23 protein-coding genes are annotated in these 25,438 nt (G+C 73.4%); 13 read left to right on the plus strand and 10 right to left on the minus strand.

The window, feature by feature from the left end:
• Positions 1-55 precede the first annotated feature (55 nt).
• Positions 56-1,294, plus strand: a complete 1,239-nt coding sequence (locus K1J57_RS33955) for a sensor histidine kinase (RefSeq protein ID WP_220564022.1) — start codon at positions 56-58, stop codon at positions 1,292-1,294.
• Positions 1,291-1,944 carry a response regulator transcription factor gene (locus tag K1J57_RS09225; RefSeq protein WP_220564023.1) on the plus strand — a complete coding sequence of 218 codons (654 nt, stop codon included), beginning with the start codon at positions 1,291-1,293 and terminating at the stop codon, positions 1,942-1,944. Before K1J57_RS33955 ends, K1J57_RS09225 begins: the two co-directional genes overlap by 4 nt.
• A gap of 4 nt (positions 1,945-1,948) precedes the next feature.
• Here the strand turns inward: K1J57_RS09225 and K1J57_RS09230 are convergent, their stop codons facing one another.
• Entirely contained in the window at positions 1,949-2,800 is an 852-nt protein-coding gene (locus K1J57_RS09230) for a MerR family transcriptional regulator (protein ID WP_220564024.1), read from the minus strand.
• A gap of 69 nt (positions 2,801-2,869) precedes the next feature.
• Positions 2,870-3,619, minus strand: coding sequence for a helix-turn-helix domain-containing protein (locus K1J57_RS09235; RefSeq protein ID WP_220564025.1), 750 nt, complete (start codon positions 3,617-3,619; stop codon positions 2,870-2,872).
• A gap of 223 nt (positions 3,620-3,842) precedes the next feature.
• Here K1J57_RS09235 and K1J57_RS09240 point away from each other — a divergent pair, with 223 nt between their 5' ends.
• On the plus strand, positions 3,843-4,508 hold the full coding sequence (locus K1J57_RS09240; protein WP_220564026.1) for a DUF4097 family beta strand repeat-containing protein: 666 nt from the start codon (positions 3,843-3,845) through the stop codon (positions 4,506-4,508).
• 92 nt (positions 4,509-4,600) lie between these two features.
• Complete coding sequence (locus K1J57_RS09245; RefSeq protein WP_220564027.1) at positions 4,601-5,419, plus strand: alpha/beta fold hydrolase; 819 nt, start codon at positions 4,601-4,603, stop codon at positions 5,417-5,419.
• Positions 5,420-5,493: 74 nt separating this feature from the next.
• Here the strand turns inward: K1J57_RS09245 and K1J57_RS09250 are convergent, their stop codons facing one another.
• Genes K1J57_RS09250 through K1J57_RS09260 form a run of 3 tightly spaced genes read right to left on the minus strand, consistent with a single transcriptional unit; the run spans position 5,494 to position 10,056 of the window.
• The gene (locus K1J57_RS09250) at positions 5,494-7,314 is read right to left on the minus strand and encodes an alkyl/aryl-sulfatase (protein ID WP_220564028.1); all 1,821 of its coding nucleotides are present in this window, start codon (positions 7,312-7,314) and stop codon (positions 5,494-5,496) included.
• A complete protein-coding gene (locus K1J57_RS09255) occupies positions 7,311-8,501 on the minus strand; it encodes an acyl-CoA dehydrogenase family protein (RefSeq protein ID WP_220564029.1) in 1,191 nt (396 codons plus the stop codon). Before K1J57_RS09255 ends, K1J57_RS09250 begins: the two co-directional genes overlap by 4 nt.
• A gap of 7 nt (positions 8,502-8,508) precedes the next feature.
• The gene (locus K1J57_RS09260) at positions 8,509-10,056 is read right to left on the minus strand and encodes an AMP-binding protein (RefSeq protein WP_220564030.1); all 1,548 of its coding nucleotides are present in this window, start codon (positions 10,054-10,056) and stop codon (positions 8,509-8,511) included.
• A 91-nt stretch (positions 10,057-10,147) separates the two neighbouring features.
• Between K1J57_RS09260 and K1J57_RS09265 the strand changes: the two genes are divergently transcribed.
• Together K1J57_RS09265 and K1J57_RS09270 are read left to right on the plus strand one after the other, a co-directional pair.
• Positions 10,148-10,747 carry a TetR/AcrR family transcriptional regulator gene (locus K1J57_RS09265; RefSeq protein ID WP_220564031.1) on the plus strand — a complete coding sequence of 200 codons (600 nt, stop codon included), beginning with the start codon at positions 10,148-10,150 and terminating at the stop codon, positions 10,745-10,747.
• Between the two features lie 103 nt (positions 10,748-10,850).
• On the plus strand, positions 10,851-12,185 hold the full coding sequence (locus K1J57_RS09270) for an MFS transporter (RefSeq protein ID WP_220564032.1): 1,335 nt from the start codon (positions 10,851-10,853) through the stop codon (positions 12,183-12,185).
• 99 nt (positions 12,186-12,284) lie between these two features.
• Here the strand turns inward: K1J57_RS09270 and K1J57_RS09275 are convergent, their stop codons facing one another.
• The 3 genes from K1J57_RS09275 to K1J57_RS09285 form a co-directional block, all read right to left on the minus strand.
• Complete coding sequence (locus K1J57_RS09275) at positions 12,285-12,779, minus strand: FBP domain-containing protein (protein WP_220564033.1); 495 nt, start codon at positions 12,777-12,779, stop codon at positions 12,285-12,287.
• A 240-nt stretch (positions 12,780-13,019) separates the two neighbouring features.
• Positions 13,020-13,487 carry a hypothetical protein gene (locus tag K1J57_RS09280; protein WP_220564034.1) on the minus strand — a complete coding sequence of 156 codons (468 nt, stop codon included), beginning with the start codon at positions 13,485-13,487 and terminating at the stop codon, positions 13,020-13,022.
• 80 nt (positions 13,488-13,567) lie between these two features.
• Positions 13,568-14,014: a MarR family winged helix-turn-helix transcriptional regulator gene (locus K1J57_RS09285; RefSeq protein ID WP_220564035.1), complete on the minus strand. Its 447-nt coding sequence runs from the start codon at positions 14,012-14,014 to the stop codon at positions 13,568-13,570.
• Between the two features lie 194 nt (positions 14,015-14,208).
• On the opposite strand from K1J57_RS09285, the gene K1J57_RS09290 reads away from it, so the two are divergent.
• The 4 genes from K1J57_RS09290 (at position 14,209) to K1J57_RS09305 (ending at position 18,627) form a co-directional block, all read left to right on the plus strand.
• Positions 14,209-14,349: a hypothetical protein gene (locus K1J57_RS09290; RefSeq protein ID WP_220564036.1), complete on the plus strand. Its 141-nt coding sequence runs from the start codon at positions 14,209-14,211 to the stop codon at positions 14,347-14,349.
• 259 nt (positions 14,350-14,608) lie between these two features.
• A complete protein-coding gene (locus tag K1J57_RS09295; RefSeq protein ID WP_220564037.1) occupies positions 14,609-15,967 on the plus strand; it encodes an MFS transporter in 1,359 nt (452 codons plus the stop codon).
• Positions 15,968-16,110: 143 nt separating this feature from the next.
• Positions 16,111-16,689, plus strand: coding sequence for a DUF1349 domain-containing protein (locus K1J57_RS09300; protein WP_220564038.1), 579 nt, complete (start codon positions 16,111-16,113; stop codon positions 16,687-16,689).
• Positions 16,690-16,917: 228 nt separating this feature from the next.
• Entirely contained in the window at positions 16,918-18,627 is a 1,710-nt protein-coding gene (locus K1J57_RS09305) for a hypothetical protein (RefSeq protein WP_220564039.1), read from the plus strand.
• Positions 18,628-18,782: 155 nt separating this feature from the next.
• Here K1J57_RS09305 and K1J57_RS09310 read toward each other — a convergent pair whose 3' ends face one another.
• A complete protein-coding gene (locus tag K1J57_RS09310) occupies positions 18,783-19,280 on the minus strand; it encodes a phosphoribosyltransferase (protein WP_220564040.1) in 498 nt (165 codons plus the stop codon).
• A gap of 310 nt (positions 19,281-19,590) precedes the next feature.
• On the opposite strand from K1J57_RS09310, the gene pdhA reads away from it, so the two are divergent.
• Genes pdhA through K1J57_RS09325 form a run of 3 tightly spaced genes read left to right on the plus strand, consistent with a single transcriptional unit; the run spans position 19,591 to position 23,081 of the window.
• Positions 19,591-20,676, plus strand: a complete 1,086-nt coding sequence (pdhA, locus tag K1J57_RS09315; RefSeq protein WP_220564041.1) for a pyruvate dehydrogenase (acetyl-transferring) E1 component subunit alpha — start codon at positions 19,591-19,593, stop codon at positions 20,674-20,676.
• Between the two features lie 3 nt (positions 20,677-20,679).
• Positions 20,680-21,678, plus strand: coding sequence for an alpha-ketoacid dehydrogenase subunit beta (locus tag K1J57_RS09320; RefSeq protein ID WP_220564042.1), 999 nt, complete (start codon positions 20,680-20,682; stop codon positions 21,676-21,678).
• The gene (locus K1J57_RS09325; RefSeq protein ID WP_220564043.1) at positions 21,675-23,081 is read left to right on the plus strand and encodes a dihydrolipoamide acetyltransferase family protein; all 1,407 of its coding nucleotides are present in this window, start codon (positions 21,675-21,677) and stop codon (positions 23,079-23,081) included. The genes K1J57_RS09320 and K1J57_RS09325 overlap by 4 nt, the downstream gene beginning before the upstream one ends.
• Positions 23,082-23,304: 223 nt before the next feature.
• Here K1J57_RS09325 and paaZ read toward each other — a convergent pair whose 3' ends face one another.
• Positions 23,305-25,344, minus strand: a complete 2,040-nt coding sequence (gene paaZ / locus K1J57_RS09330) for a phenylacetic acid degradation bifunctional protein PaaZ (protein WP_220564044.1) — start codon at positions 25,342-25,344, stop codon at positions 23,305-23,307.
• Between the last annotated feature and the right edge of the window lie 94 nt (positions 25,345-25,438).

Consider the following 25,438-nt stretch of genomic DNA (forward strand, 5'->3'; position numbering starts at 1 on the left):
CGTCGATCCCCTCCCGGGCGGGTCCGGGCGGGGGCCCGCCGCCTACGGTGGGGGCATGGACGACCACGCGGTTCCCCCGGCCCCGCCGCCCGGAAGGGGGCGGCCCGCGCGGCGCGGGGCGGTCCTGCTCGCCTGCGCCTTCGGGCTCCTCGCCGTCGCCAACGGCGTGTTCTGCCTGGCGGTCATCGACGGGGCCGGGCCGCTCCCGGTCCTCGCCGGCGCCGCGGCCATGGCCGGCGCGTCGGCGGTGCTGGTGCCCCTGGGCCCCCGGTTCCCGGGCGCCGTCGCCGCGGCGGCGGTGGTCCTGGCGGTGCTCCCGTACCTGGCCGGCGGGGCCTGGCGGGAGCTGGCCCTGGTGGGCGGCCTGGTGTGGCCGGTCCTCGTCCTGGCGTGGGCCGCCGCGAACCTGGTGAGGTGGGCGCGCGGTCCGCGCGGGGCGGCGGTGGGGGCGGCCGCCTTCGTCGGCTACGCGGTGTTCATCGCCGTCGTGCGCGGGACGGAGGGGTTCGCGTTCCTGGAGGCGCTCAACGCCTCCTCGCCGGTGCTGGGCGGCGCGGCCCTGGCCCTGTACGGGCGCCTGGCGCAGGCGCGGAGGGAACGGGCCCGGCAGGAGGAGCGCGAACGGGCGCTGCTGGCCGAGCGGGCCCGCGTCGACGAGCGCAGGCGGCTGGCCCGGGAGATGCACGACGTGGTGTCACACCAGGTCAGCCTGATCGTTCTCCAGGCGGGGGCGCTGGCCGCCGTGTCCGCCGACCCCGGGGTGCGCGAGGTCGCCGACCGCATCCGGGCCGCGGGCGGGCGGGCCGTCGACGAGCTGCGCGAGATCGTCGGTGTGCTGAACGACCCGGCCTCGGTGCGGCCGGACCCGCCGGTGTCCTTCGGACCGGCGGCCGGCGTCCCCGACCCGTTGGAGCCGGTGCACGAGGCCCGGGAGGCGGGGCAGGCGGTGGAGCAGGACGTTCCGGACGACCTCGCCGGCCTGCCGCCCCATGTGGCGCGGGCCCTGCACCGGGTGGTCCAGGAGTGCCTGACCAACGCGCGCAAGCACGCCCCCGGCGCGGCGGTCCGGCTCAGGGTGGTCCGCGAGCGCGGCGCGGTGCTGGTGGAGGCGGCCAACCCGGTGGAGGACGATCGGACCGGCCCCCTCATCGAGGGGACCGGGACCGGCCTGGAGGGGCTGCGGCACCGGGTGGAGATGCTGGGCGGGTCCCTGCGCGCCGGGCGGGACGGCGACGGATTCCTGGTGGCGGCCGTGGTGCCCCTGCCCGGGGAGGGAACGGAGGAGGAACGGTGATCGACGTGGTGCTCGTGGACGACGAGCCGATGGTCCGCGAGCACCTGCGGGTCATCCTCGGCGCGGCCGAGGACCTGCGCGTGGTGGGCGAGGCGGCCGACGGGGCGGAGGCGGTGGAGGCCGTGCTCCGGCACCGGCCGCGCGTCGTACTGATGGACCTGCGGATGCCGGGGGTGGACGGGATCGCCGCCACCGAGCGCATCGCCGCCCTGCCCGATCCCCCGGCGGTGGTCGCGCTGACCACGTTCGCCGACGACTCCCACGTGGCACGCGCCCTGGAGGCCGGCGCGGCCGGGTTCCTGGTGAAGTCCACCCCCATGGAGGACCTGGTGGGGCTGGTGCGGGTGGCGGCCGGCGGGCACGCGGTGCTGTCCCGGGAGGTCGCGGGCGGGTTCACGGGCCGGTCCGGGGTGTCGGCGCGCGCCCGCGAGCTGGTCGCGGGGCTGGGCCCGCGGGACCGCGACCTCCTGGGGTGCCTGGCGGAGGGGATGACCAACGCGGAGATCGGGGCGCGGCTGTTCCTGGCGGAGTCGACGGTACGGGGGTACGTGTCGCGCCTGCTCATCCGCCTCGACCTCGGCAACCGCACCCGGGCCGGCCTCCTGGGGAGGGAGGCGGGGCTGCGGGCGCCGGAGCGGCCGTCCGGCTGACGGCCTAGGCGGGGACCCCCTCCTCCAGGTAGTCGGCCAGGGGCGCCAGGCGGACGGCGGTCTCGACGCCGTCGTCGTGGAGGACCAGGCGGATGGCCGACATGTCGATGATCATGCCCTCGACGCGGTGCGAGGCGAGCATCGACAGGGCGGTGCCGTACTTGGCCATGGACTGCGCGCCCGGGAGGAACACGGACAGCTCCTCGCGGGACTCGAAGGCCCGGACCTCGGCGTGCTCCGCGAGCGCTGCGGTGTCCCCGGCGACGGGGACGTCGACCCGCCACACGGGGCCCTCGGCCGAGTGGTACCGGTGCAGCTGCTCCTCGGTCTCCAGGGTCATGGACGCCCACGCCGGGCCGGCGACCCGGCCGCCGTGCTCCTCCACCAGCGCGGCAAGTCCGCGAGCGGTGGCGGCGACGGAGGTCATGGTCGGCCCCCAGACGTCGTCCTCCAGTTCGGTGGGCGGGGACTCGGGGTCGGGGGCCACCGCGGTCACCACGGCGCGGCCGGGCGCGGTGCCCCGGCGCACCGTCGGCCGGGCGGTCAGCAGCTCACGCGCGGTGGCGATGGCGTCGTCCTCGGCCGCGCGCTTCAGCCGCAGCTCCTCGGTGTGCTCCCGCAGCAGGTCGGCGGCGGACGCGGGCTCGTCGAGGGCCCGCCGTACGAGCTTGACGCTCATCCCGGCCCCGCGCAGGGCCATGACCGTCATCGCTGTCTCGATCTGCGCGAACTCGTACCCGCGGTACCCGGTCCGCTCGTCGACCTCGGCGGGGACCAGGAGGCCTTCGGCGTGGTAGAAGCGGAGCGTCTGCGGCGAGAGGCGGCACATCTCGCTGAAGTCCTTGATGGAGAGCATGCGACGAGTGTGCGCCCTCCAGTAACCGCAAGGTCAACCCCGCCGCCGTCGCCCCGCTCCCCCGGGCGGTCAGTCCCGGTCCCGCTCCTCCCGGGCCGGCTCGTCCGGGGCCGCCGGGGGCTTCGTGTGGAGGACGTCGCGGACCTGTTCGGCGGCGCGCAGGATGCTCTCGCTGATGAAGTCGCTGAAGCGCGCGACGTTCTCCAGCCGGGTGGCGGCCACGCTGCCGCGTCCGACCAGGTCGACGCCCTGCCGCGCGGTCTCGGCGAGCTCGGCGGTGCCCCGGGCGCTGGCGATCACCGACTGGTACCACACGTCGTCGTCGACGAAGTAGCGGTCGCGGCGGCCCTCGTCCCGCTCCCGGCGGAGGAGGCCCTGGCCCTCCAGGAACGTGACCGCCTTGGAGACCGACGCCGGGCTGACCTGGAGCCGGTCGACGAGCTCGGCCGCGGTGAGGCTCCCGGCCTCGGCGGTGAAGAGGCAGGTCAGCACCCGGGCCGTCATCGTGGGCAGGCCCTGCTGCACGAAGATGGCCGTGAACTTCTCCTCGTACTCGGCCAGCGCGGCGTCGTCGCGGGCGCCCGGGCCGGAGGAGCGGCCCCCCGGTTCGGCCTTCCTGCGCCGGCGCCCGCGGCGCTCGGTGGCCCGCTGGGCCAGGTCGGCGTGGTAGGCGGCGGGGCCGCCGTTGCGCATCACCTCGCGCGTGACCGTCGAGGTGGGACGGTCCAGGTCGCGGGCGATCTCGGCGTAGGCGAGGCCGTCGGCCAGCCCCTGCGCGATCCGCCGGCGCTCCTGTTGGGTGAGCCTGCCTCCCGGCACCGTGGGCCCCTTTCTGTCCGCTGATGGGCCCAGCGTAGCGTTCGGCTTCAATCAATGCAACACGAGGAGGCTGTTCTGTTGCGTTAATCGACATCTCATTGCAAAGAATATGCCGTATCTACCTGCTAATACTCGATCTCTTGGCAACGAGAGTGTTGCCAGATTCGCGAATGCAACGTAGCGTTTCCATCATCGGAAACAGCGAGTGCAAGGAGAGAGCACCATGGAGAAGTTCGACACCACCACCCCGGTCTCCGTCGTCCTGGACATCCCCGCCGGGCGCGTCCAGATCATCGCCGCCGACCGCTCCGACAGCACCGTCGAGGTCCGGCCCGCCAAGGCCGGCCGCGGCCGCGACGCCAAGGCCGCCGAGCAGACCTCCGTCACCTACGACGACGGCGTGCTGCGGATCCTCACCCCGGAAACCGGGAACCGCCTGCTGGGCCCGACCGGGGCCCTGGAGGTCACCGTCCAGGTCCCCTCCGGCTCCCGGGTCGAGGGCCGCACCGGCGGCGCCGAACTGCGCGGGGTCGGCCGACTGGGCGAGGTCGTCTTCGAGGGCGCCTACCGGCAGACCAAGATCGACGAGGCCGCGGCCCTGCGCCTGGCCGTGCTCGACGGCGACGTCGAGGTCGGCCGCCTCACCGGCCCGGCCGAGATCCGGACCGACCGGGGCGACATCCGCATCGACGAGGCCGCCGCGGGCGCGGTCGTGCTGCGCACCGGCTCCGGCGACATCTCGGTGACCGCCGCCGCCGGGGTGTCCGCCTCGCTGGACGCCGGCACCGGCCTCGGCCGCATCGACAACGGGCTCCGCAACGACGGCACCACCGAGCTCGACATCCGGGCCACCACCGACATGGGCGACATCACCGCCCGCAGCCTCTGAAACGCCGACCCGGTGCGGGCGGCCCACCCGCCCGCACCCCGACCGGCACACCCCCGCACCGCACACCGCACGAAGACACAAGGAGAAGGAACATGACCGGCGACAACGGAATCCGCACCGAGACCCCCTGGACCGGCATGGTGCCGGTGGACGACACGGCCCTGGCCGTGACCGACACCGGCGGGACCGGCACCCCCGTGGTCTACCTCAACGGCCAGTTCGCCACCCAGGGCTACTGGCGGCGGACCATCGCCGAGCTCGGCCCGCAGTGGCGGCACATCACCTACGACGAGCGCGCCCGCGGCAGAAGGTCCGAGACCTCCTCGGACTACTCCTTCGAGGCCGCCGTCCGCGACGTGACCGCGGTCCTGGACGCCCGGGGCGTGGAGCGGGCGCTGGTGGTGGGCTGGTCCTACGGCGCCTACGTCGCGTCGCACTGGACCGCCCGGAACCCGGAACGCGCGATCGGGGCGGTCATGGTCGACGGCGCCCAGCCCTACGACTGGATGGACGAGGCCATGGCGCAGCGGATCCGCGTGATGTTCCGGCGGGTCGCCCTGCTCGGGCCGCTGCTGCGCCCCACCGGGCTGCTCCCCCGGATGAACGCCGAGCAGATGGCGCAGAGCAACATCGAGCTCGGCCTGCTCGGCGGGGAGAAGGAGCTGGGCGCCGTCCTGGACTCCATCACCGTGCCGACGCGGTACGTCCTCGCCTCGGGGACGTCCTTCGGGAGCAAGGGCGACGAGCAGGAGGTCATCCGGGCCGGCATGGACGCGGTGTACGAGCGCAACGAGAACATCCGGCTCTTCGCGAAGGTGCCGAGCAACCACGGCGCGATCCTCCGGAAGGACTTCCGGGCCGTCGCCGGCGCGGTGCGCGAGGTCGCCGCCCTGGACGGCCGCGGCCGCTGACCGCCCCGGCGGCGCCGACTCCCCGACATGCGGGCATGACGACCTGTCGACATGCCCGCATGTCCGCGTCCGCGTCAGGGCACCACCACTCCGAACTCCGGGTCCGGTGCCTCCAGGACGCCCAACAGCGTGCGGAGCACCCCGGGGTCGCCCTCGTACACGGCGTCCCCCCGCCCCCGGCCCGCCAGGAGGCCGACCAGCCCCCGCCTCGTCGTGGTGACCACCAGGTCGGCCCGCGGGTCGGGGGTGTCGCCGGGGTGGTGCACCAGCACGCCGTTGGCCAGGCGCACGTGCCAGACGCGGTCCTGGTCCGTCAGCCGCAGGTCCACGCGCAGGTCGAGGTCCCAGGCGGCGGGCCCGTCGACCCGCACGGCCAGGGAGTCGAGCAGCGATCCGACGTCGAGCGCGGCCAGCATGCCGCGGCCACCGCCGCCGCGGCGGGGGGCCGGGCCGCCGAGGAGCTCGCGGGCCCCGGTGAGGTAGGCGTTGCGCCAGGTGGCGTTCTCGCAGCCGTGGCCGAGCGCGGTGTAGACGTCGGCCAGGCGGCGCCGCGCCCCCTCGTGGCCGGGGTCGGCGAAGACCGCGTGGTCGAGCAGGGTGGCGGCGAAGCGGAGGTCGCCCTCCCCGACCAGGGAGTCCGCGTGCGCGAGGGCCGCGTCAACGCCGCCGAGCAGGCGCATCCAGCGTTTCGCCTCCTCGACCGGCGGGTGCTCCCACAGGTGGGCGGGGTTGCCGTCGTACCAGCCGAGGTAGCGCTGGTAGATGCCCTTGACGTTGTGGCTCAGCGATCCGTAGTACCCGCGGTTGGCCCACCGCCGTTCCAGCGCGGGCGGCAGGGTGAGCTGCTCGGCGATCTCCCGCGGGGTCAGGCCCCGGTTGATCAGCCGCACGGTCTGGTCGTGCATGTAGGCGTACAGGTCGCGCTGCCCGGTCAGGAACTCCTCGATCCGGTCGGCGCCCCAGGTGGGCCAGTGGTGGGTGGCGAAGGCGACCTCGGTGCGGTGGCCGAAGAGGTGCAGGGCCTCCGTGAGGTAGCGCGCCCACTGGCGGGCGTCGCGGACCTGGGCCCCCCGCAGGGTGAGGATGTTGTGCATCGTGTGCACGGCGTTCTCGGCCAGGCACAGCGCCCGCCGGGCGGGGAGGTACATGTTCATCTCCGCCGGGGCCTCGGTCCCCGGCGTGAGCTGGAACTCGATCTCGACGCCGTCGATCACGCGCACCTCGCCGGTGCGGGTGACCGAGTCCGTGGGCTCGACCAGGCCGATGGTGCCGGTGGACAGCCGCTGTCCCAGGCCGCAGCCCAGGTGGCCGTCGGGCGACGCCTCCAGCGCGGTGCCGTACATGAAGCCGGACCGCCGGGCCATCGCCGGGCCGGCCTGGACGTTCTCGGAGACCGCGTGCTCCATGAACCCCTCGGGCGCCAGCACGGGGACTCCGGGGGCGGCCCCGGCGAGGACTCCGGCCGAGCCCCCGAAGTGGTCCGCGTGCGGGTGGGTGAGGATCACACCGGTGACCGGGCGGTCGCCGCGGTGCGAACGGTAGAGCGCCAGGGCCGCGGCGGCGGTCTCCGCCGAGGTCAGGGTGTCGATCACGACGACCCCGGTCGCGCCCTCCACCAGGGTCATGTTGGCCAGGTCGAGCCCGCGGACCTGGTAGACGCCCTCGGTGACCTCGAACAGGCCGTGCCGCGCGGTCAGCCCGCTCTGCCGCCACAGGCCGGGATGGGCCGTGGCGGGCGCGGGCCCGTCCAGGAACGCGTACGCGTCGGCGTCGTAGACCGTGCCGCCGGCGGCGTCGGTCACCACGGCGGGTTCGAGCGTCCCCAGGAAGCCGCGTCCGGCGTCGCGCAGGTCCTGCCCGTCCTCGGCGGGGAGGGGGTCTCCGGGGCGCGTCATGCCGCACCTCCCACGGACTTCACCAGGTCGCGGACGATGCCGTTGCGCTGGATCTCCGAAGCCCCGGTCAGCACCCGGAACATGCGCAGCTGCCGCCAGATCACCTCCACCGGCGCCCCGCGCACCATCCCGGCCTTGCCGTGCATCTGCACCGCGCGGTCGGCGATCTCGAAGGCGCGCTCGGCCACGAACAGCTTGCACATGAAGGACTCGATCCGGGGCCGCTCGCCCGCGTCGAGCGCGGCGAGGGCGTCGTAGGTCATCGAACGGGCCGCGTAGTAGTCGGTGGCCATGTCGGCGAGCGTGTGCTGGATCGCCTGCTTCTCCAGCAGGAGGCCGCCCGAGACCCGGCGCGTCGCGGCGAAGTCGAGGGCCAGGCCGAGCGCGCGCCGCGCCGCTCCCAGGGCGGTGGGGCAGTGCAGCAGCCGGTTGGCGGTGACCCGGCCCAGGCTGATCCGCAGCCCCTGGCCCTCCTCGCCGAGCAGGTTCTCCGCGGGGACGAAGCAGTCCTCCAGGACGACGTCGCTCTCGATGTTCTGCCCGGACAGGGGCACCCGGCCGGGGGTGACGCGGCAGCCGGGCGAGTTGAGGTCCACGAGGAACGCGGAGTAGACCTCCTCGGCGCCGTCCATCCGGGCGACCAGGATCGAGAAGTCCGCGAAGGTACCGCCGGTGCTGAACACCTTGTGGCCGGTGATCCGGTAGCCGCCCGGAACCGGGGTCGCGGTGGTCCGCATGCGCCGCACGTCGGAGCCGGCGTCGTCCTCGGTCATGGAGAAGCAGCAGGCCCGTTCGGCGCGCACGACCGGCAGCAGGTACTTCTCGATCTGGTACTCGGTCGCGTGCTCGAAGATCGCGCCGATGCGCAGCGGACCGCCCATGTCGCCCAGCACGCTGGTGGCCAGGACGCGGCCGGAGGCGCCCACCTCCTCCTTGAGGGCTGCCAGCTCGGTGAAGGACAGCCCCTGTCCGCCCAGGTGCTCGGGCAGGTGGACGCCGTAGAAGCCGAGCTCGCGGCTGCGCCGCCACACCGGTTCCAGTACGGACCGCTCCAGCGGTGTCTCGTGCTCCAGGCCGAGGCCGGCCTCGTATTCGGCGAGTTCGCCGTCCAGGTAGTCCCGGAGCCGGGTGACCAGCCCGTCCAGGTGCGGACGGTCCCCGTAGGTCGGTCGCAGTGAGAAGGCCATGGTTCCCTCACCCCACCTTTCGTTCGGCGCCGGCCCACTCGCGCTGCCGGAGCGCGCGCCGGTCGATCTTCCCGTTGCGGTTGCGCGGCAGCTGTCGGACGAACTCAACGACCCGCGGCAGCTTGACCCTGGACAGCCGGGTGGCGCAGAACTCGCGCAGCTCGTCGCCGGAGGCCTCCCGGCCCGGGTGGAGCGCCACGAACGCCTTGACCGTCTCGCCCCACCGCTCGTCCGGCGTGCCCACCACGCAGACCTCGAAGACGGCGGGGTGCTCGTAGAGGGCGGCCTCCACCTCGGTGCAGTAGACGTTGTAGCCGCCGGAGATGATCATGTCCTTCTGGCGGTCCACGATGAACAGGTAGCCGTCGTGCCGCAGGTAGCCGAGGTCCCCGGTGTGCACCCAGCCGTCGCGGAACGTCTCCGCGGTGGCCTCGGGGGCGTGGAAGTACTCCCGCACGCAGTCGGGGCCGCGCGCCACGATCTGCCCGACCTCTCCGGCCGGGAGCGGTGCGCCCGCGTCGTCCACGACGCGGACCTCGGTGTCGAAGACGGGGCGCCCGCAGGAGAGCAGGAGTTCGGGGTCGGACTCGATCCCCCGCACCACGTCCTCGGAGGTGAGGAAGGTGATGGCGCTCGTGGTCTCGCCCTGTCCGTAGCCCTGGTTGACCACGGGGCCGAAGAGGCCGACGGCGTCGCGCAGGCGGGCCGGGCTCACCGGTGCGCCGCCGATCGTGACGCTGCGCAGGCGGGAGAGGTCGCGGTCGCGCGCGGTCGGCGAGGCCAGCACCAGGTTGAGCATGACCGGCACCAGGAAGGTGTGGGTGACGCCCTCCCGTTCGAGGACGTCGAGGTAGGACTCGACCTCGAAGCTCGGCAGGACGACGACGGCGGCGCCGCGGAAGAGGCAGCCCAGGATGCCCATGCCGCTGGCGTGGGTGATCGGGCCGGGGGCGAGGTAGACCGAGTCCCGGCCCACCGACCCCTGCGGGTTCATGGCCAGCTTGCGCATGTTGGACAGCCGGTTGCCGACCGTCTGGACGGCCGCCTTGAGCGTGCCCGTGGAGCCGGAGGTGAAGTTGAGCACCGCCGGGGCGTCGAGGTCGAGGTCGACGGCCACAGGGGCCGGATCCCCCTCCGCCAGGAGGGAGGCGTAGGCGGGGTCGCCGTCGTCGAAGGAGACGACGAGGCAGTCGGGGGCGCGGGCGGCGACGATGGCGCGCACGGTGTCGAGGTTGGCCGCGTCCACGAACACCAGGCGCACCCGCGCGTCCAGCAGGACGTGTTCGATCTCGGCCGCCGCCAGCCGTGCGCTGATCGGCACGCGCAGGCACCCCGCCTTGCAGATCGCCATCTCGGCGACGACCAGTTCCCCGCGGTTGTTCGCCAGCGTGGCGACCGCCGTGCCGGGGACGCAGCCGCGCGCCAGGAGCGCGGAGGCCAGCCGGTTGGCGTCCTCCTCCAGGGCGCGGTAGCTCCAGCGCCGGTCCCCCGACACCAGGGCCTCCGCCTCGGGCCAGTGGGTCGCGCTTCGGGTGAGGTAGGTACCGAGGTTCACGGGCCCTCCAGAGGTCGATGAGCGAGCATCGAGATACTAGACACAATGTCCAGGATGTGTCCAGCGGTCGAGGGGTTGCTAGAAAGGCCCCATGACACATGAGGATCGCCGGATACTCCGGACACGCGCCGCGCTGCGGGCGGCGTTCGTCTCCCAGGTGCTCGAACGCGGGTACGCCGGCGTCAAGGTGGAGCACATCGCCGCCGCCGCGGACGTCGGGCGGGCGACGTTCTACACGCACTTCCGGGACAAGGAGGCGCTGTACGACCACGTGGTCGAGGTCGTCCTGGACGAGCTGCGCGAACGGATGGCGCCGCTGGACCGCGAGGGGGTCGGGTTCACCGGGCGGCCGGTGGCCGAGCTCTTCCGCCACGCGGCGGAGGAGCCGGACGTGTACCGCCTGATCCTGCGGGGGGAGGGCGACGGGCGGGGGCTGCGGGCGCTGACCGACGCGTGGACCGCGACGGCCTACGGCATCTTCGCCGAGCGGGTCCGGGCCCAGGGCGCCCGCCCCCGCGTCGACCTGCGCGTCATCGCCCGCGCCTGGGTCGGCGAGCAGGTCGCGGTGCTGCTGTGGTGGCTGGAGTCCCCCGCCCCCCGGCCGGACACCGAACAGGTCGTGGAGACGCTGGTCGAGCTGTCCCGGCGCGGGCGCTACTGGGCGTCGGGTTTCGACTCCTTCTCGGACTAGGGGCGGCGCAGGGGGTTGTGTGGCGCCGGTCACTGTGCTTATCTTCTGGACACCTCGACCATTCCTGGACGTGGTGTCCAGGATTTAGAGAAGGGTCGGTCCCGTGTCCTCGCACCGAAGACTCCTGCACGAGTACCCCACCGGAGCCCGCCGCCGCCTCCTGCTGGCCGTCGTCGTCCTGGCGCTGTTCATCTCCGCCTACGAGGGGCAGCTCGCCCCGGTCCTGCCCCTGCTGCTGGACGACATCGGCATGTCCCTCCAGACCTACGGGCAGATCACCGCGGCGTCGCTGCTCTTCGGGGCGGTGTCCGGGTACCTGGGCGGAGAGCTGGTGGACCGGTTCGGCCGGGTGCGGATCCTGGTGCCGTTCATGTTCCTGTCCGCGGCGGCGTGCCTGTTCATGGCGATGTCGCAGACGGTCGTGCACTTCACCGCCGCGCGCATCCTGCTCGCCTTCGTCGAGGGCGTGGCGATGGCGGGGACGCAGCCGCTGATCCGCGACTTCACGCCGCGGATGGGGCGGGCGCAGGCGTTCGCGTTCTGGAGCTGGGGGCCGGTCGGGGCGAACTTCTTCGCCGCGGCCGTCGCGGTGCTGACGCTCGACCTGTTCGGCCACTCCTGGCGTTCGCAGATCTTCCTGATGGCGGGCCTGGCCTGCGTCGGCGCCACGATCGTCGCCCTGACCCTGCGCGACCTGTCCCCCGAGCTGCGGCGCACCATCAGGCTCAGCGAGCGGTCCACCCGGGAGGGCGCCCCGGCACCCTCCGGGAACCGGCTGCGGATGCTGCTGGGGCACCGGGTCGTCTGGGCGCACGTGGCCGCGATGTCGCTGCTCTACGTGCTGCTCGCCACCATGAACGCCTACGGGCAGGCGATGGTGGCCGAGCACTTCGGGATCTCGGTGCGCATGGCGTCCGCGGTCGTGATGTGCTTCTGGGCGAGCAACCTGCTGGCCTCGCTGGCCTTCGCCCGGTTCTCCGACAGGCTCCAGATGCGCAAGCCGTTCCTGGTCTACGGGGCGGTGGCGGCCACGCTGCTGCTGGGGGCGCTGGTGCTGACGATGAGCGCGGGCGCGGGCGCTCCGGCATGGCTCGTCGTCGTGCTGCTGACCGGCCTGGGGGTGGCCCTCGGGACCGTCTTCGGGCCGTGGATGGCGAGTTTCTCGGAGTACGCGGAGGAGTCGGTGCACCCGGACGTGCAGGGGGTCGCCTTCGGCCTCAACCACTTCGTGAGCCGCATCTTCATCCTCGGCGCGGTCCTGATGGCGCCGGTCGTGTCGGCGGCGGGCGGCTGGCAGGTGTGGGCGACCGTCACGCTGGTGACGACCGCGGCCTTCGCGGTCGCCGCCACCCGGGTCCAGGGCGGTATGCGCCGGCCGCGCGGCGGCGGGGAGCCGGTCCCCGCACCGGACGCGGCCGACCGCACCGGGGGTGCGTGAGCCGCCGCCCCGGGAACGGGGCGGCACAGGGGCACCCCCGGCCCTTCCCGAAGGCGGACGGGCGTGTCGGTGAGTCGACATGCCCGTTCGCCGACACGTCTACCCCCGGGTCAGCCGGTCCAGGAACCCGTGCAGGTTCTCCTCCAGCCGCTTCACCTTCTCCTCCACGGTGAGCGTCTCCGCGAAGCGCCCGCCCGGCTCGGGCTGCTTGAGCCCGCGCACGTACAGCGAGCAGGCGAAGTCGGTGCACATGTGCAGCCCCACCGTGTTCCCCTCGCGGCCCGCCTTGCCCACACGCGGTGCCACCATGAGCGCCACGCCGGGCCCCTGGCGGCTGGTCACGCACACCGAGCACAGCGCCCGCCGGGCCCCGGTCTCCGAGCCGGTCAGCCGGAAGGCCACGCCCACCGGACCGTCACCGCGCTCGACGACCAGGTACGCGCGCTCGTGCGCCATCGGATCGCGCCAGCCGAGGAAGTCCAGGTCCTCCCACGGCCGGGAGTCCAGGTCCCGCGGGAGGGAGAGGCGCTTGGCCTCGCCCTTGGAGCAGTTGATGAACGAGCCGCGGATCTCGTTCTCCGTCACGGGGATCATTCCTGCGACGCTAACAGCGACCCTCGCGACCGGGCAACGGTATTGTTCCCGCTGGTCCCGGGGTCGCGCGGTGAGCGTACCGCCTCCTCCCCTCCCGCGGCGCGCGGCCGCGCGCCCGCCCCAGGTCCCCCGCGGGCCGAGCGACCTTGAGGACGCGCCCCGGAGGGTTCCGTCGGCCGGATCGAGTTCGCCCGGGGCCGTCTCCGCGGTGCCCGGAGGTGTCCGCCGCCGGACACCGGGTCAGGCAGCGGAGCCCGGCCGGACGATCATGAGCACGACCACCACCGCCCACAGCAGGTTGTAGATCCCGCTCCACATGGACAGCCGCCCCAGCTCCGACCTCTCCCCCGGCTCGCGCAGCGCCTCGCGCTGGCGGGGGTGGATCTGCCAGGCCAGCAGCACACCCGCGGCCGCGGTGAGGACCATCGCGACGTTGACCCAGAGCTCGGCCATCCGCCCCTGGAGCAGGGCCAGGGCGATGCCGACCACCGGAACGACGATGCCGATGAGCGCGTAGACGCGGGTGATGCGGTGCAGGGCGAGGGCCGTGTTGCGGCTGCGCCCGCCGCCGTCCCCCGGGGCCTCGACGGGGGCGCCCGCCGGGACGGCGACCGGGACGTAGCGGGGGAACAGGCTGGTGGCGACCGCCGATCCGCCGACGAACACGATGCCCGCCAGGACGTGGATCGAGAGCAGGAGGTCTTCCATGGGTGAGCTCCTCGGTGACAAAACCTTCAGATTGCCTGAAGCCTAGAGCATGCTTCAGCCACCCTGAAGGTGGGGGAGGTTCAGTCCCGGGGCAGGGAGGAGAACGCCTCGCGGAACGCCGCGCCGACCTGCTGCTGGATCGGGTCCGCGTCCGGCCCGAACAGCTCCTCGTCCACCCGTGCGATCTCCCGGCCCGCGCGCTCCAGCAGCTCGCGCCCCCGCCGGGTCACCTCGATGCTGGACGCCGCCCCCGGTCGGGCGGTGAGGTCGTGTACCAGGCCCGCCGCGACCAGGGCCTTCACCCCCGAGTGCGCGCTCTGCACGGTGATCCCCGACATCCGGGCCAGGTCGCTGAACGAGACGCCGGGCACCCCGGCGATGTGGCCGAGCAGGCCCAGGCGGGCGACGGTGAGGTCGAGCGGGGCCAGCGCGGCGCCGAGTTCGCCCTCCACCCGGCGGGCCAGCGTCAACACGAGGACGGAGACGCTCAGCGCGGGCGGTCCGGGGCGGGTGTTCTCGGTGCTCACCGTTCCAGTGTCCCCCATCGGAGGGTCGGGCCGTCCCCGTGTCTCCTCGTCCACGTGTCCCCTCGTCCCCTTGTCGGCGTGTCGACAAGGGGGCGTGCCGCCGTGCGCCCGGGCCCGGGGTCGGGGCCGTCGAGCCCTCTCGTCCGTGCGTCCCCTCGCGTTCCCTTCATACCCCCAGGGGGTACAGTCCGACCATGAGCGATTCCCCGTGCAGTGCCCACTGCCCCCTTCCGTCCGGCCTCGGCCCGCTGGAGCTCTCCCTGCCGTTCCGCCTGCTCGGCCTCTGCCTGCGTTTGCGCGTCGTGCTCTCCGGGTCCTGTCCCGGGGGGCGGTGACGCGGGCCCGCGGCCTGCGGCGATGGCCGGACGGTGTTCGCACACTCACCGACCGTTCGGTCAGTACACATGCCCTGATCAGGGAAGATTCCGCCCTGCTGTTCATAATGCCGTGGGTCACATGGCATAGTGTCCTAGGGCTCGTGACCTATGTCTCGGCACAACCGTCCTGTGCCGATTCGGTACCCCCCGTCCCCGGGTGCCGGGCACGGGCCCCGGCAGTGACCGACCCCCGGTCGGCAGACATTACGGAGCAGCAATGGCAACATCCGACGCCACGGCCTCGGCACCCGCCCCGCTGGATGGCAGGGAAAGGCGCAAGGTCCTCGCCGGGACCATGGTCGGCACCACCATCGAGTGGTACGACTTCTTCATCTACGCCCAGGCCGCCGGCCTCGTCCTGGCGCCCCTGTTCCTCGGACCGCTGGAGCAGTCCAACCCCGGCCTCGCCCAGATCCTGTCGTTCGCGACCATCGGCATCTCCTTCCTGTTCCGCCCCCTGGGCGCCATCGTGGCGGGCCACCTGGGCGACAGGTTCGGCCGCAAGAAGGTCCTCGTCGCGACGCTGGTCATGATGGGCATCGCCACCTGCCTCATCGGCCTGCTGCCGACCTACGCCCAGATCGGTATCGCCGCCCCGATCCTGCTCATCGCCCTGCGCATCCTCCAGGGCTTCTCCGCCGGCGGCGAATGGGGCGGCGCGGCCCTGATGTCCGTGGAGCACGCGCCGGTGAACAAGCGCGGCTTCTTCGGCGCCTACCCGCAGATCGGCGTCCCCTGCGGCATGATCCTGGCGACCTTCGTCGTCTGGCTCATCACCGTGATCATCGGCCAGGACGCCTTCCTCGCCTGGGGCTGGCGCATCCCGTTCCTGCTGTCCTTCCTGCTGATCATCATCGGCCACCTCATCCGCAAGTCCGTGGAGGAGTCCCCGGTCTTCGAGCTGATGCAGAAGCGCCGCGCCAAGTCCTCCGCCCCGCTGGGCACCCTGTTCCGCAAGAACACCCGCGAGGTCGTGCTCTCCGCGCTGATCTTCCTCGCCAACAACGCCGCCGGCTACCTGGTCATCGCCTTCCTGGCCACCTACGCCTCCACCGCCCTGGGCATGGAGCGCGGGCCGGTCCTGCTGGCCACCACCCTGGCCTCCTTCGGCTGGCTCATCTCCACCCTGTACGGCGGCTGGGTCAGCGACCGCTGGGGCCGGGTGCGCACCTTCCAGATCGGCTACGTCCTGCTCGCCGCCTGGGCGGTGCCGATGTGGTTCCTGGTCGACACCGGCGACGTCCTCATGTACTTCGTGGGCGTCTTCGTCTTCTGCCTCACCCTGGGCCTGAGCTACGGGCCCCAGTCCGCGCTGTACGCCGAGATGTTCCCGGCCGAGATCCGGTACTCCGGCGTCTCCATCGGCTACGCCCTGGGCGCGATCCTGGGCGGCGCCTTCGCGCCGATGATCGCCCAGATGCTGCTGGAGAACACCGGTGTCTCCTGGAGCATCGGCGTCTACATGGTCGTCGCCGCCGCGATCTCCTTCCTGGGGGTCTCGCTGGTCAAGGAGAAGATGGGCGTCGACCTGCACGTCGACGACGACGGGGCCGACACGGCCGAGAAGGCCGCCTGACCCGTTCCCTGGGGGGAGGCACGGCGATAGGTCGCCGTGCCTCCCCCTCGCCTTGTCCCCCTCTCGCCACGGCGCCTTGTCGACATAGGGTCGTACCGACGTTCACAGGAGCGCTCCCACACCCCTGAACGAAAGGCGCCACCGTGTTCACCGACATGGCCTGGATGAACGAGCCCCCGTCCTGGACGGTCGAGGACGGCGTCCTCACCGTGACCACCGGGGACCGCAAGGACTTCTGGCGGCACACCCACTACGGGTTCGTGCACGACGACGGCCACTTCCTGTCCGCCGAGGCCACCGGGGACTTCACCGTCCAGGTCACGTTCGACGGCGACTACCTGGAGCAGTACGACCAGGCCGGCCTGATGCTCCGCGCCGACGAGGAGAACTGGATCAAGACCGGCACCGAGTTCGTCGGCGGCGGGCTCAACGTCAGTGCCGTGGTCACCCGCGGCCACTCCGACTGGTCGGTGGTCTCCCTGCCCCGGACCGGGGGCTCCTTCCCCCCGGTGACCATCCGGGCGATCCGCACCGGCGAGACCGTCAACGTCCAGTACCTCGACGGCTGGGGCGCGTGGCGGCTGCTGCGGTTGGCCCACCTGCCGCTGGGCGGGACCTGCCGGGTGGGGGTCATGTGCTGCTCGCCGCAGCGGGAGGGGTTCCGCGCGGTGTTCCGGGACTACTCGATCACCCCGGAGATCCCCGAGGACACCCACGCCTGACCCGAGGATGGGGGCGGACCGGTGCGTGAGGGCGCCGGTTCGCCCCGCCCGGCGCCCGCTCCCGCCCGGCGCCCGCTCCCGGCCGGGGCCGCGTCCGTCCCGGCATACCGCTCGGGCGGACGGTGTTTCACGTGAAACACCGGCCGTGACACGGCGGCACAATACGGGGTCGCCCCGTACCCGGTGGGGAACAATGTGCGGGACGGCTCCCCCAGGAAAGGCGCCACGGTGTTCCACCAGCCAGGACTGCCCTCCGACCTGCCCCATCCCGAGGTCCTGTGGGCCCGGGTCGGGGCCTACGCGTCCGTCTGCGCCGGGCTCGGGCTGACCGAGTGCGTCCCCGGACCCGCCGCCGTCCACTTCCGGCTGGTCCTGGGATCCCGCTTCTGTCTGGCCCGGGTGGCCGGCGGCGGGTTCCTGCTCGTCGGGCAGGACCCCGAGAGCGCCGGGGAGCGGGCCCGGACCCGGCCCATCGATCCCTTCCAGGGCGCACCCGAGACGCTGCCCTGGGACTGGCTGGCCGAGCGGCCCCGCCCCGACTTCGCCTACTGGTGGGACGGGGAGTGGGCGCGCGCCGCCTACCCCGACGACTGGGCGGACGACGGCCTGGCCGCCACCGTCGGCTGGTGCGCCGACCTGGACGACTTCACCGAGTGGGTGGTCCGCGCCGCCCTGGACACCGCCGACCCCGCGGACACCGTGTCCGCCCGCAAGGCCGTGGCCGACCTGGCGGCCCGGGCCCGGGAGCGCACCCTGGACGCCGACGCGCTCACCGGGGTCCTGGACCACGCCGCCCGCGACGACGCCGACCCGGCCGCGGGGCTCGCGCTGGCCCGCCGACTCGGGCTCACCGGCGAGCGGGAGCCCGAGGAGATGGAGCCGGGCGGCTCCCGGCCCACAGCCGCGCACCCCGCCATCGGCGGGCGCTCCCTGATGCTGCTGCTCGGAGACGCCATGCGCGCGGCCCGCGAACTGCCCGGCCGCGGCGACCCCGTCACCGCCCTGGCGGCGGACGCCGAGCCGGACGGCCGTGCCGAGGAGGCTCTGGCCCGGGCCGCGGCCCTGGTCCGCGGCCACCTGCTCGGCGACACCGACCGCAGGGTCCTCCTCTACCGTGCCCCCCACCCGCACGGCCTCCTCCACGACGACCCGGTCCCCGTCGCCGCCGATCCCGGGATGCACGCGGTCCTGGAGCGCCTGCGCCTGGACGAGGGCGGCGCGGACGGGCGGTGGCTCTTCGCCCGCCTGACCGTCACCCGCGAGGGCGTCACCCTGGAACGCGCCTACGACCACTGGCCGGAGTGGATGCCCGGGCCGGTGGACGAGGACGTCCGCGAGTTGGGATTCGCGCACCCCACCGGCGAGCCCGCCGACGTGGACGGACTGCGCGCCGAGATGGCCCGCCGGGCCCCCTCCCGCCGCCCCTCCTGGGCGGACCTGCTGTCCGACCGCGCCGCCGACGACCCGCCCTGGCCGGGCCCGCCCGACCGCCCCAGCGTTCCGCCGCTGCGGCTCCCCCTCGCGCGCCGGGTCGCCCTGCTCGACGACATCGCCGACCGGATGCGCTGCCTGGCCCGGGGCCTGGAGTGGTCCCGGCTGCGCCTGACCTACCGCGCCCTGGCCGGGTACGCGGGCGGCACCCTGACCGCTGCCCGGCCCGACGGCGACCGCGATCTGCCCGTGGACCGGGACCTGCGCGCCGCGCTGGAGGTGCTGCGCTCGGCCACCTACGTCGAGGAGCGGGGCGCCTGGTTCACGGTCGACATCGTCGTGGGTCCGTCCTCCGGGTGGCGGGTCTCCTACGACCGGGACGGCGAACCCGCCTTCTCCCTGCCGCCGACCGCCTTCGACCACGCCCTCGACCTGCGGTACTTCCCCCGGTCCTCGGTGAACGTCCCGCTGTGGCTGGCCGAGCGGCTGCGCATCGCCGCGTCCTGACCGGCCGGGGCTGACCCGTATCGGAGGCCTGCCGCGTCCTCCTCCCCCTGCCCGGGGCCCGTGCCCGCCTCCGTACCGGTGCCCGTCCTCCGGGTCCCGGACCTTCCGGGCGCGGGGGCACGACGGGCCCGCCGCGCACCCGCGCCGCCCCGGAGCTAGGAGTCGAGGACCTGGCCCTCGCGGGAGACCACCGGGGGCAGCACCGACCACGGGAAGTCGATCCACTGGTCGGTGCGCTTCCACACGTACTCGCAGTCGATCAGCGAGTGGGACTTCTGGTAGATGACCGCGCTGCGCACCTCGGCGACGTGCTCGGCGCAGAAGTCGTGGACGAGCTTGAGGGTCTTGCCGGTGTCGGCGACGTCGTCGGCGACCAGGACCCTCTTGTCGCTCAGGTCCACCACGTTGGGGACGGGCGGCAGCATGACCGGCATGTCCAGGGTCGTGCCCACGCCCGTGTAGAACTCCACGTTCATGACGTGGAGGTTCTTGACGCCGAGGGCGTAGCCGAGGCCGCCCGCCACGAACAGTCCGCCGCGCGCGATGGACAGGATGATGTCGGGCTCGAAGCCGTCGTCGGCGATCTCCTGCGCCAGCTCCCGCATCGCGGTGCCGAACAGCTCGTACGTGAGTGTCTCGCGGTCGTCGCTCACCGGTACCTCGTTCCTCTCGTGTCACACCCTGCCACGCATGCTAGGACCCCGTCCCGGCCCGGGGCCCCGGGGGCGCGGCGTTCCGGCAGGTGGGCGGGCGCGCGGGGGTGACCGGGAGTGTCGGCCACATGTCCATCCGGGGGCGTGTCCCGGGTCACATATCTGGACGAATGGTTACAAAATCCAGTGTCATCTACGACGTTTTCTCGACTTCGGCACGCCTATGGCGAACAGATGGCAAGAAACCTCACCATATGTCTGTACACGTCACCTTCGACACATCCGACTCTCGACATATGGAGGCAGAGGCATGGCCGACGACCGGGACCTGCTCCCCTCCGAGCAGCCGGTGCAGCTGCTCGACGAGTCGGGGAGGCCGGTCGAGAACCCGACCCTCCCCTTCCCCGACAACGGACGTCTCCTCGCCGCGTACACCGCCCTGGTGGTCGGCCGTCGCGTCAACGACCAGGCCGGCGCCCTGGTCCGCCAGGGCCGCCTGGCGGTCTACCCCTCCTCGCACGGCCAGGAGGCCTGCCAGGTCGGCGCCTCCCTCGTGCTGGGCGAGAACGACTGGCTCTTCCCCACCTACCGGGACACCGTCGCCGTCGTCACCCGGGGTGTCGACCCCGTCGAGGTGCTCACCCTCCTCAAGGGCGACTGGCACGCCGGGTACGACCCCTACGAGCACCGGGTCGCCCCGCAGGCCACCCCGCTCGCCACCCAGCTGCTGCACGCCGTCGGCGTCGCCCACGCCGCCCGCCTGCGCGGTGAGGACACCGTCGTGATGGCCCTGTGCGGCGACGGCGCCACCAGCGAGGGCGACTTCCACGAGGCGCTGAACTTCGCCGCCGTGCTCAAGGCCCCCGTCGTGTTCTTCGTCCAGAACAACGAGTACGCCATCTCCGTCCCCCTCGCCCGGCAGACCGCCGCGCCCTCCCTCGCCCACAAGGGCATCGGCTACGGAGTCAACGGCGAGCGCGTCGACGGCAACGACACCGCCGCCGTGCTGGCCGTGCTGGACGCCGCCGTCGCGGCCGCCCGCTCCGGCGCGGGCCCGCAGCTGGTCGAGGCGCACACCTACCGCATGCAGGCGCACACCAACGCCGACGACGACACCCGCTACCGCGACAGCGACGAGGTCGGCCCGTGGGTCGCCCGCGACCCGCTGACGCGGCTGGAGGCGCTGCTCAAGCGCAAGCGCGTGCTCACCAAGGCGCGCCGGGACGAGATCACCGAGCGGGCCGAGGCCGTCGCCGCCGCCATGCGCGAGGGCATCTCCCGGGACGAGGACCCCCACCCCTCCGAACTGTTCGCCCACGTGTACGCCGAGCCCACCCCGCAGCTGAGGGAGCAGGCCGCCGTCCTGGCCGACGAACTGAGCAGAGAGAGCGACTGACCCATGGCGACCGATCCCACCAAGCTCACCATGGCCCAGGCCCTCAACCGGGCGCTGCGCGACGCCATGGCCGAGGACGAGACCGTGTACGTCTTCGGCGAGGACGTCGGCCCCCTCGGCGGCGTCTTCCGCATCACCGACGGCCTCACCGCCGAGTTCGGCGAGGACCGCTGCTTCGACACCCCGCTCGCCGAGTCCGGCATCGCGGGCCTGGCCGTGGGCATGGCGATGAACGGGATGCGCCCCGTCATCGAGATGCAGTTCGACGCGTTCGCCTACCCGGCGTTCGAGCAGATCGTCAGCCACATCGCCAAGCTGCGCAACCGCACCCGCGGCCGGGTCTCCCTGCCCATCGTCATCCGGGTGCCCTACGCGGGCGGCATCGGCGGCGTGGAGCACCACTGCGACTCCTCCGAGGCGTACTACGCCCACACCCCCGGCCTGAAGGTGGTCACCCCGGCCACCCCCGCGGACGCCTACCACCTGCTGCGCGAGGCCATCGCCTCCGACGACCCCGTCGTGTTCATGGAGCCCAAGAAGCTCTACTGGGCCAAGGAGGAGTTCGACCCCGGGGACGGCTCGCGCCCGGGCATCGGCACCGCGGTGGTGTGCCGCCCCGGCACCGACGCCACCCTCATCGCCTACGGGCCCTCGGTGCCCACCGCGCTGGAGGCCGCCGAGGCCGCCGCCCAGGAGGGCCGCAGCCTCCAGGTGGTGGACCTGCGCTCGATCGTCCCCTTCGACGACGAGACCGTGTGCGCCGCGGTGCGCTCCACGGGCCGGGCCGTCGTGATCGCCGAGGCCAGCGGGTTCGCCAGCGTCGCCTCGGAGATCGTGGCCCGGGTGACCGAGCGCTGCTTCCACTCCCTGGCCGCCCCGGTGCGCCGGGTCACCGGGTTCGACATCCCGTTCCCGCCGCCCAAGCTGGAGCGCCACCAGCTGCCGAGCGTCGACCGCATCCTCGACGCGGTGGACGACCTTCAGTGGGAGGACGACCAGTGACGATCCGCACCTTCGAACTGCCCGACCTGGGCGAGGGCCTCACCGAGGCCGAGGTGGTCAAGTGGCTGGTCGCGGTGGGCGACACCGTCGCCATCGACCAGCCGATCGCCGAGGTGGAGACCGCGAAGTCGATCGTGGAGGTGCCCACCCCCTACGGCGGGGTGGTGCACGCGCTGCACGGCGCCGAGGGCGAGGTGCTGGCGGTGGGCTCCGTGCTGATCAGCGTCGCCGACGAGGCGGAGGCCCCGGCGGCCCCCTCCGAGCCCGCCGCCCCCGCGCCCGCCGTGCCGGAGCCGGCCGCGGTGTCCGCGGCCGGTGAGCGGTACCGCGAGGAGGAGCGCGCCGGGAGCGGCTCGGGCAACGTCCTCATCGGCTACGGCACCCCGGAGGCGGGGGCACGGGGGCGCCGCCGTCGGCCCCGCGGGGCCGTTGCGGCGCCCGCCGCCGCGCCCGCGGCCCCGGTCGCGCCCGAATCCCCGGCCGCGCGCCGCGTCCCGCTGGTGACCTCGCCGCTGGTGAGACGGCTCGCCCGCGAGGCCGGCCTGCGCGTCGCCGACATCGAGGGCAGCGGCCAGGACGGGCTCATCACCCGCCGCGACGTGCTCGCCGCCATCGAGGCCGCCCGGGCCCCGGTCGCCGCGCCCGCCGCCGCGCCCGCCGCCGAGGCGGTCCCGGCACCGGCCCCGGTCCCGGCGGGCGCCGTGGACCCGCGCACCGGGCTGGCCGAGTCCGCCAGGATGCCCATGAGCGGGTTCCGCAAGAGCGTCGCCGCCGCCCTCTCGCGCAGCCGGAGCGAGATCCCCGAGGCCACCGTGTGGGTGGACGTCGACGCCACCGAGCTGGTCCGCCTGCGCGCCGCCCACCCGGACGGCCCGGGGCTGCTGTCCTACGTCGCCCGGTTCACTGTGGCCGGACTGCGCGCCCACCCCGAGCTCAACGGGCTGGTGGACACCGAGCGCGGCGAGCTGGTCCAGTACGACGGGATCAACCTGGGCCTGGCCGTGCAGACCGACCGCGGCCTGGTCGCGCCGGCCGTGCTCGGCGCGCACCGGCTCACCACCGCCGAGCTGGACACCGAGATCAAGCGGCTCACCGCCGCCGCCCGCGCGGGCCGGGCCACCCCGGCCGAGATGACCGGCGGCACCTTCACCCTCAACAACTACGGTTCGCTGCGGGTCGACGGAAGCGCCGCCATCATCAACCACCCGCAGGTGGCCATCCTCGGCATCGGCCGGATCATCGACCGCCCGTGGGTGGTGGACGGCGAGCTGACCGTCCGCAAGGTCACCCAGCTGTCGTTCGCGTTCGACCACCGGGTGTGCGACGGCGGCGCGGCGGCCGGGTTCATGCGGGTCGTCGCCGACGCCATCGAGGACCCCGCCGCGGCCATCGCCCGCCTGTAGCGGGTCCCACGACAGCGCCCCGGGAGGAGTCGGCACCCCCCGGGGCGCTCTTCCGTGCGGCGGGGGTGCCGCCTCCGGACGGTCGGCCCCGCGGCCGCGGGGCCACCGGTGCCCGCAGGCCGCGCGCCGCCCGGTGCGGCCCCGGACGCGGCGGTGCCCCCGGCCGGTCGGCCGGGGGCACCGCCATGTCGACACGGCGATACACCGCCATGCCTCTTCGCCGTTACGCCTCCTCGTCGCCCTTGGCGACCAGGGTGAGCACGTCGTAGGTGGCGACGGCCTCGCCGTCCTGGTCGGTGACCACGGCGTCCCAGCGGACCTCGCCGTACTCCGCGTTGGTGCGCGGGGTGATCTGCTTGGCGGTCAGCGTCACCCTGATGACCGCGTCCTCCTTCACGGGGGTGAGGAACCGCAGGTTGTCCACACCGAAGTTGGCCAGCACCGGGCCCGGGGCCGGGTCCACGAACAGGCCCGCGGCCAGCGACACCACCAGGTAGCCGTGCGCCACGATCCCGCCGAACAGCGGGTTGGCGGCGGCGGCCTCCTCGTCGGTGTGGGCGTAGAACGTGTCCCCGGTGAACTCGGCGAAGTGGTCGATGTCGGCGCGGGTCACCCTGCGCTCCGCCGACTCGATGGTGTCGCCGATCCGCAGCTCGGCCAGGTTCTTGCGGAAGGGGTGGACGTCGCCCGTGTTCCTCTTGGACCCCGTGGTCCAGTGTCCGGTGATCGCGGTGAGCATGTCCGGCGAGGCCTGGATCGCGGTGCGCTGCATGTGGTGCTTGACGCCGCGCACGCCGCCCAGCTCCTCACCGCCGCCGGCGCGGCCCGGGCCGCCGTGCACCAGCACGGGCAGCGGGGAGCCGTGGCCGGTGGACTCCTTGGCGTCGTCCCGGTCCAGCACCAGGATGCGGCCGTGCCAGGGGGCGACGCCCAGGACGACCTCGCGGGCGACGTCGGGGTCGTGGGTGACCAGCGAGCCCACCAGGGAGCCCTTGCCCAGGGCGGCCAGCTCGACGGCCTCGGCCACCGAACCGTAGGTGATGACGGTGCTGACCGGGCCGAACGCCTCCACCTCGTGCGGCTCCCGGGCGCCCGGCTCGGCGCGCAGGAGGATCGGAGACATGAACGCGCCGGACTCGGCGTCGGCGCCCACGACCTCGACCAGCTCGGGGTCGCCGTACACCAGCTCGCAGGAGGTGCGCAGGGCCTTGACCGCCTTGCGGACCTCGTCGCGCTGGGCCAGGGAGACCAGGGCGCCCATGCGGGTGTCCGGGTGGTCGGCGGCGCCCACCACGACCTTGGCCAGGCGCTCCTTCAGGGCCTCGACGACGGTGTCGGCCATCGCCTCGGGGACGATGACACGGCGGATGGCGGTGCACTTCTGGCCCGCCTTGACGGTCATCTCGGTGACGACCTGCTTGATGTACAGGTCGAACTCGGGGTCCTCGGCGGTGACGTCCGGGCCCAGGATGGAGCAGTTGAGGGAGTCGGCCTCGACGTTCAGCTGCGTGCCGCCGCTGACCACGTTCGGGTGGTTGCGCAGGATGGCGCCGGTGGCGGCCGAGCCGGTGAAGCCGACGATGTCCTGCGGGCCCAGGCCGTCGAGCAGCCCCCGGTGCCCGGCGACGAGCAGCTGGAGCGAGCCCTCGGGGAGGATCCCCGACTCGACGGCCCTGCGGACCACGGCCTCGGTCAGGTAGGCGGTCTGGGCGGCGGGCTTGACGATGCTGGGCAGCCCGGCCAGGAACGCCGGGGCGAGCTTCTCGAGCATGCCCCACACGGGGAAGTTGAACGCGTTGATCTGCACCGCGACGCCGGGCCGGGAGGTGTAGACGTGCTGTCCCGCGAAGGTGCCCTCGCGGCTCAGCCGCTCCAGGGGGCCGTCGAGGATGACCGTGGAGTTGGGCAGCTCGCGGCGGCCCTTGCTGGAGAAGCTGAAGAGGGTGCCGAAGCCGCCGTCGATGTCCACGGCGCTGTCGCGCTTGGTGGCGCCGGTCCGGTGGGAGAGCGCGTAGAACTCGTCCTTGTACTGCATCAGGTGCTGGGCGAGGGCCTTGAGCAGGTTCGCGCGCTGGTGGAAGGTGAGGGCGCGCAGCGCCGGGCCGCCGACGGTGCGGGCGTAGTCGACCATGGCGGAGACGTCGGGGCCGTTCTGCGACATGCGGGCGACGGTCTCACCGGTGTTCGCGTCGGCGAGGGGCTCGCCCCCGTCGGCGGGGGTGAACCACGATCCCAGCGCGTAGCTCTGCAGTACTTCGGACACCTGACGGTCCTCTCCTCGGGCTGAGTGTCTTCCGGCACAGTATTACAGACCGATCGTTCAGTAAATAGTGCCGGGCCGGTCGCGTCCGCCACCA

The organism is Nocardiopsis sp. MT53, assembly GCF_019598965.1.
Taxonomy (GTDB): Bacteria; Actinomycetota; Actinomycetes; order Streptosporangiales; family Streptosporangiaceae; genus Nocardiopsis; species Nocardiopsis changdeensis.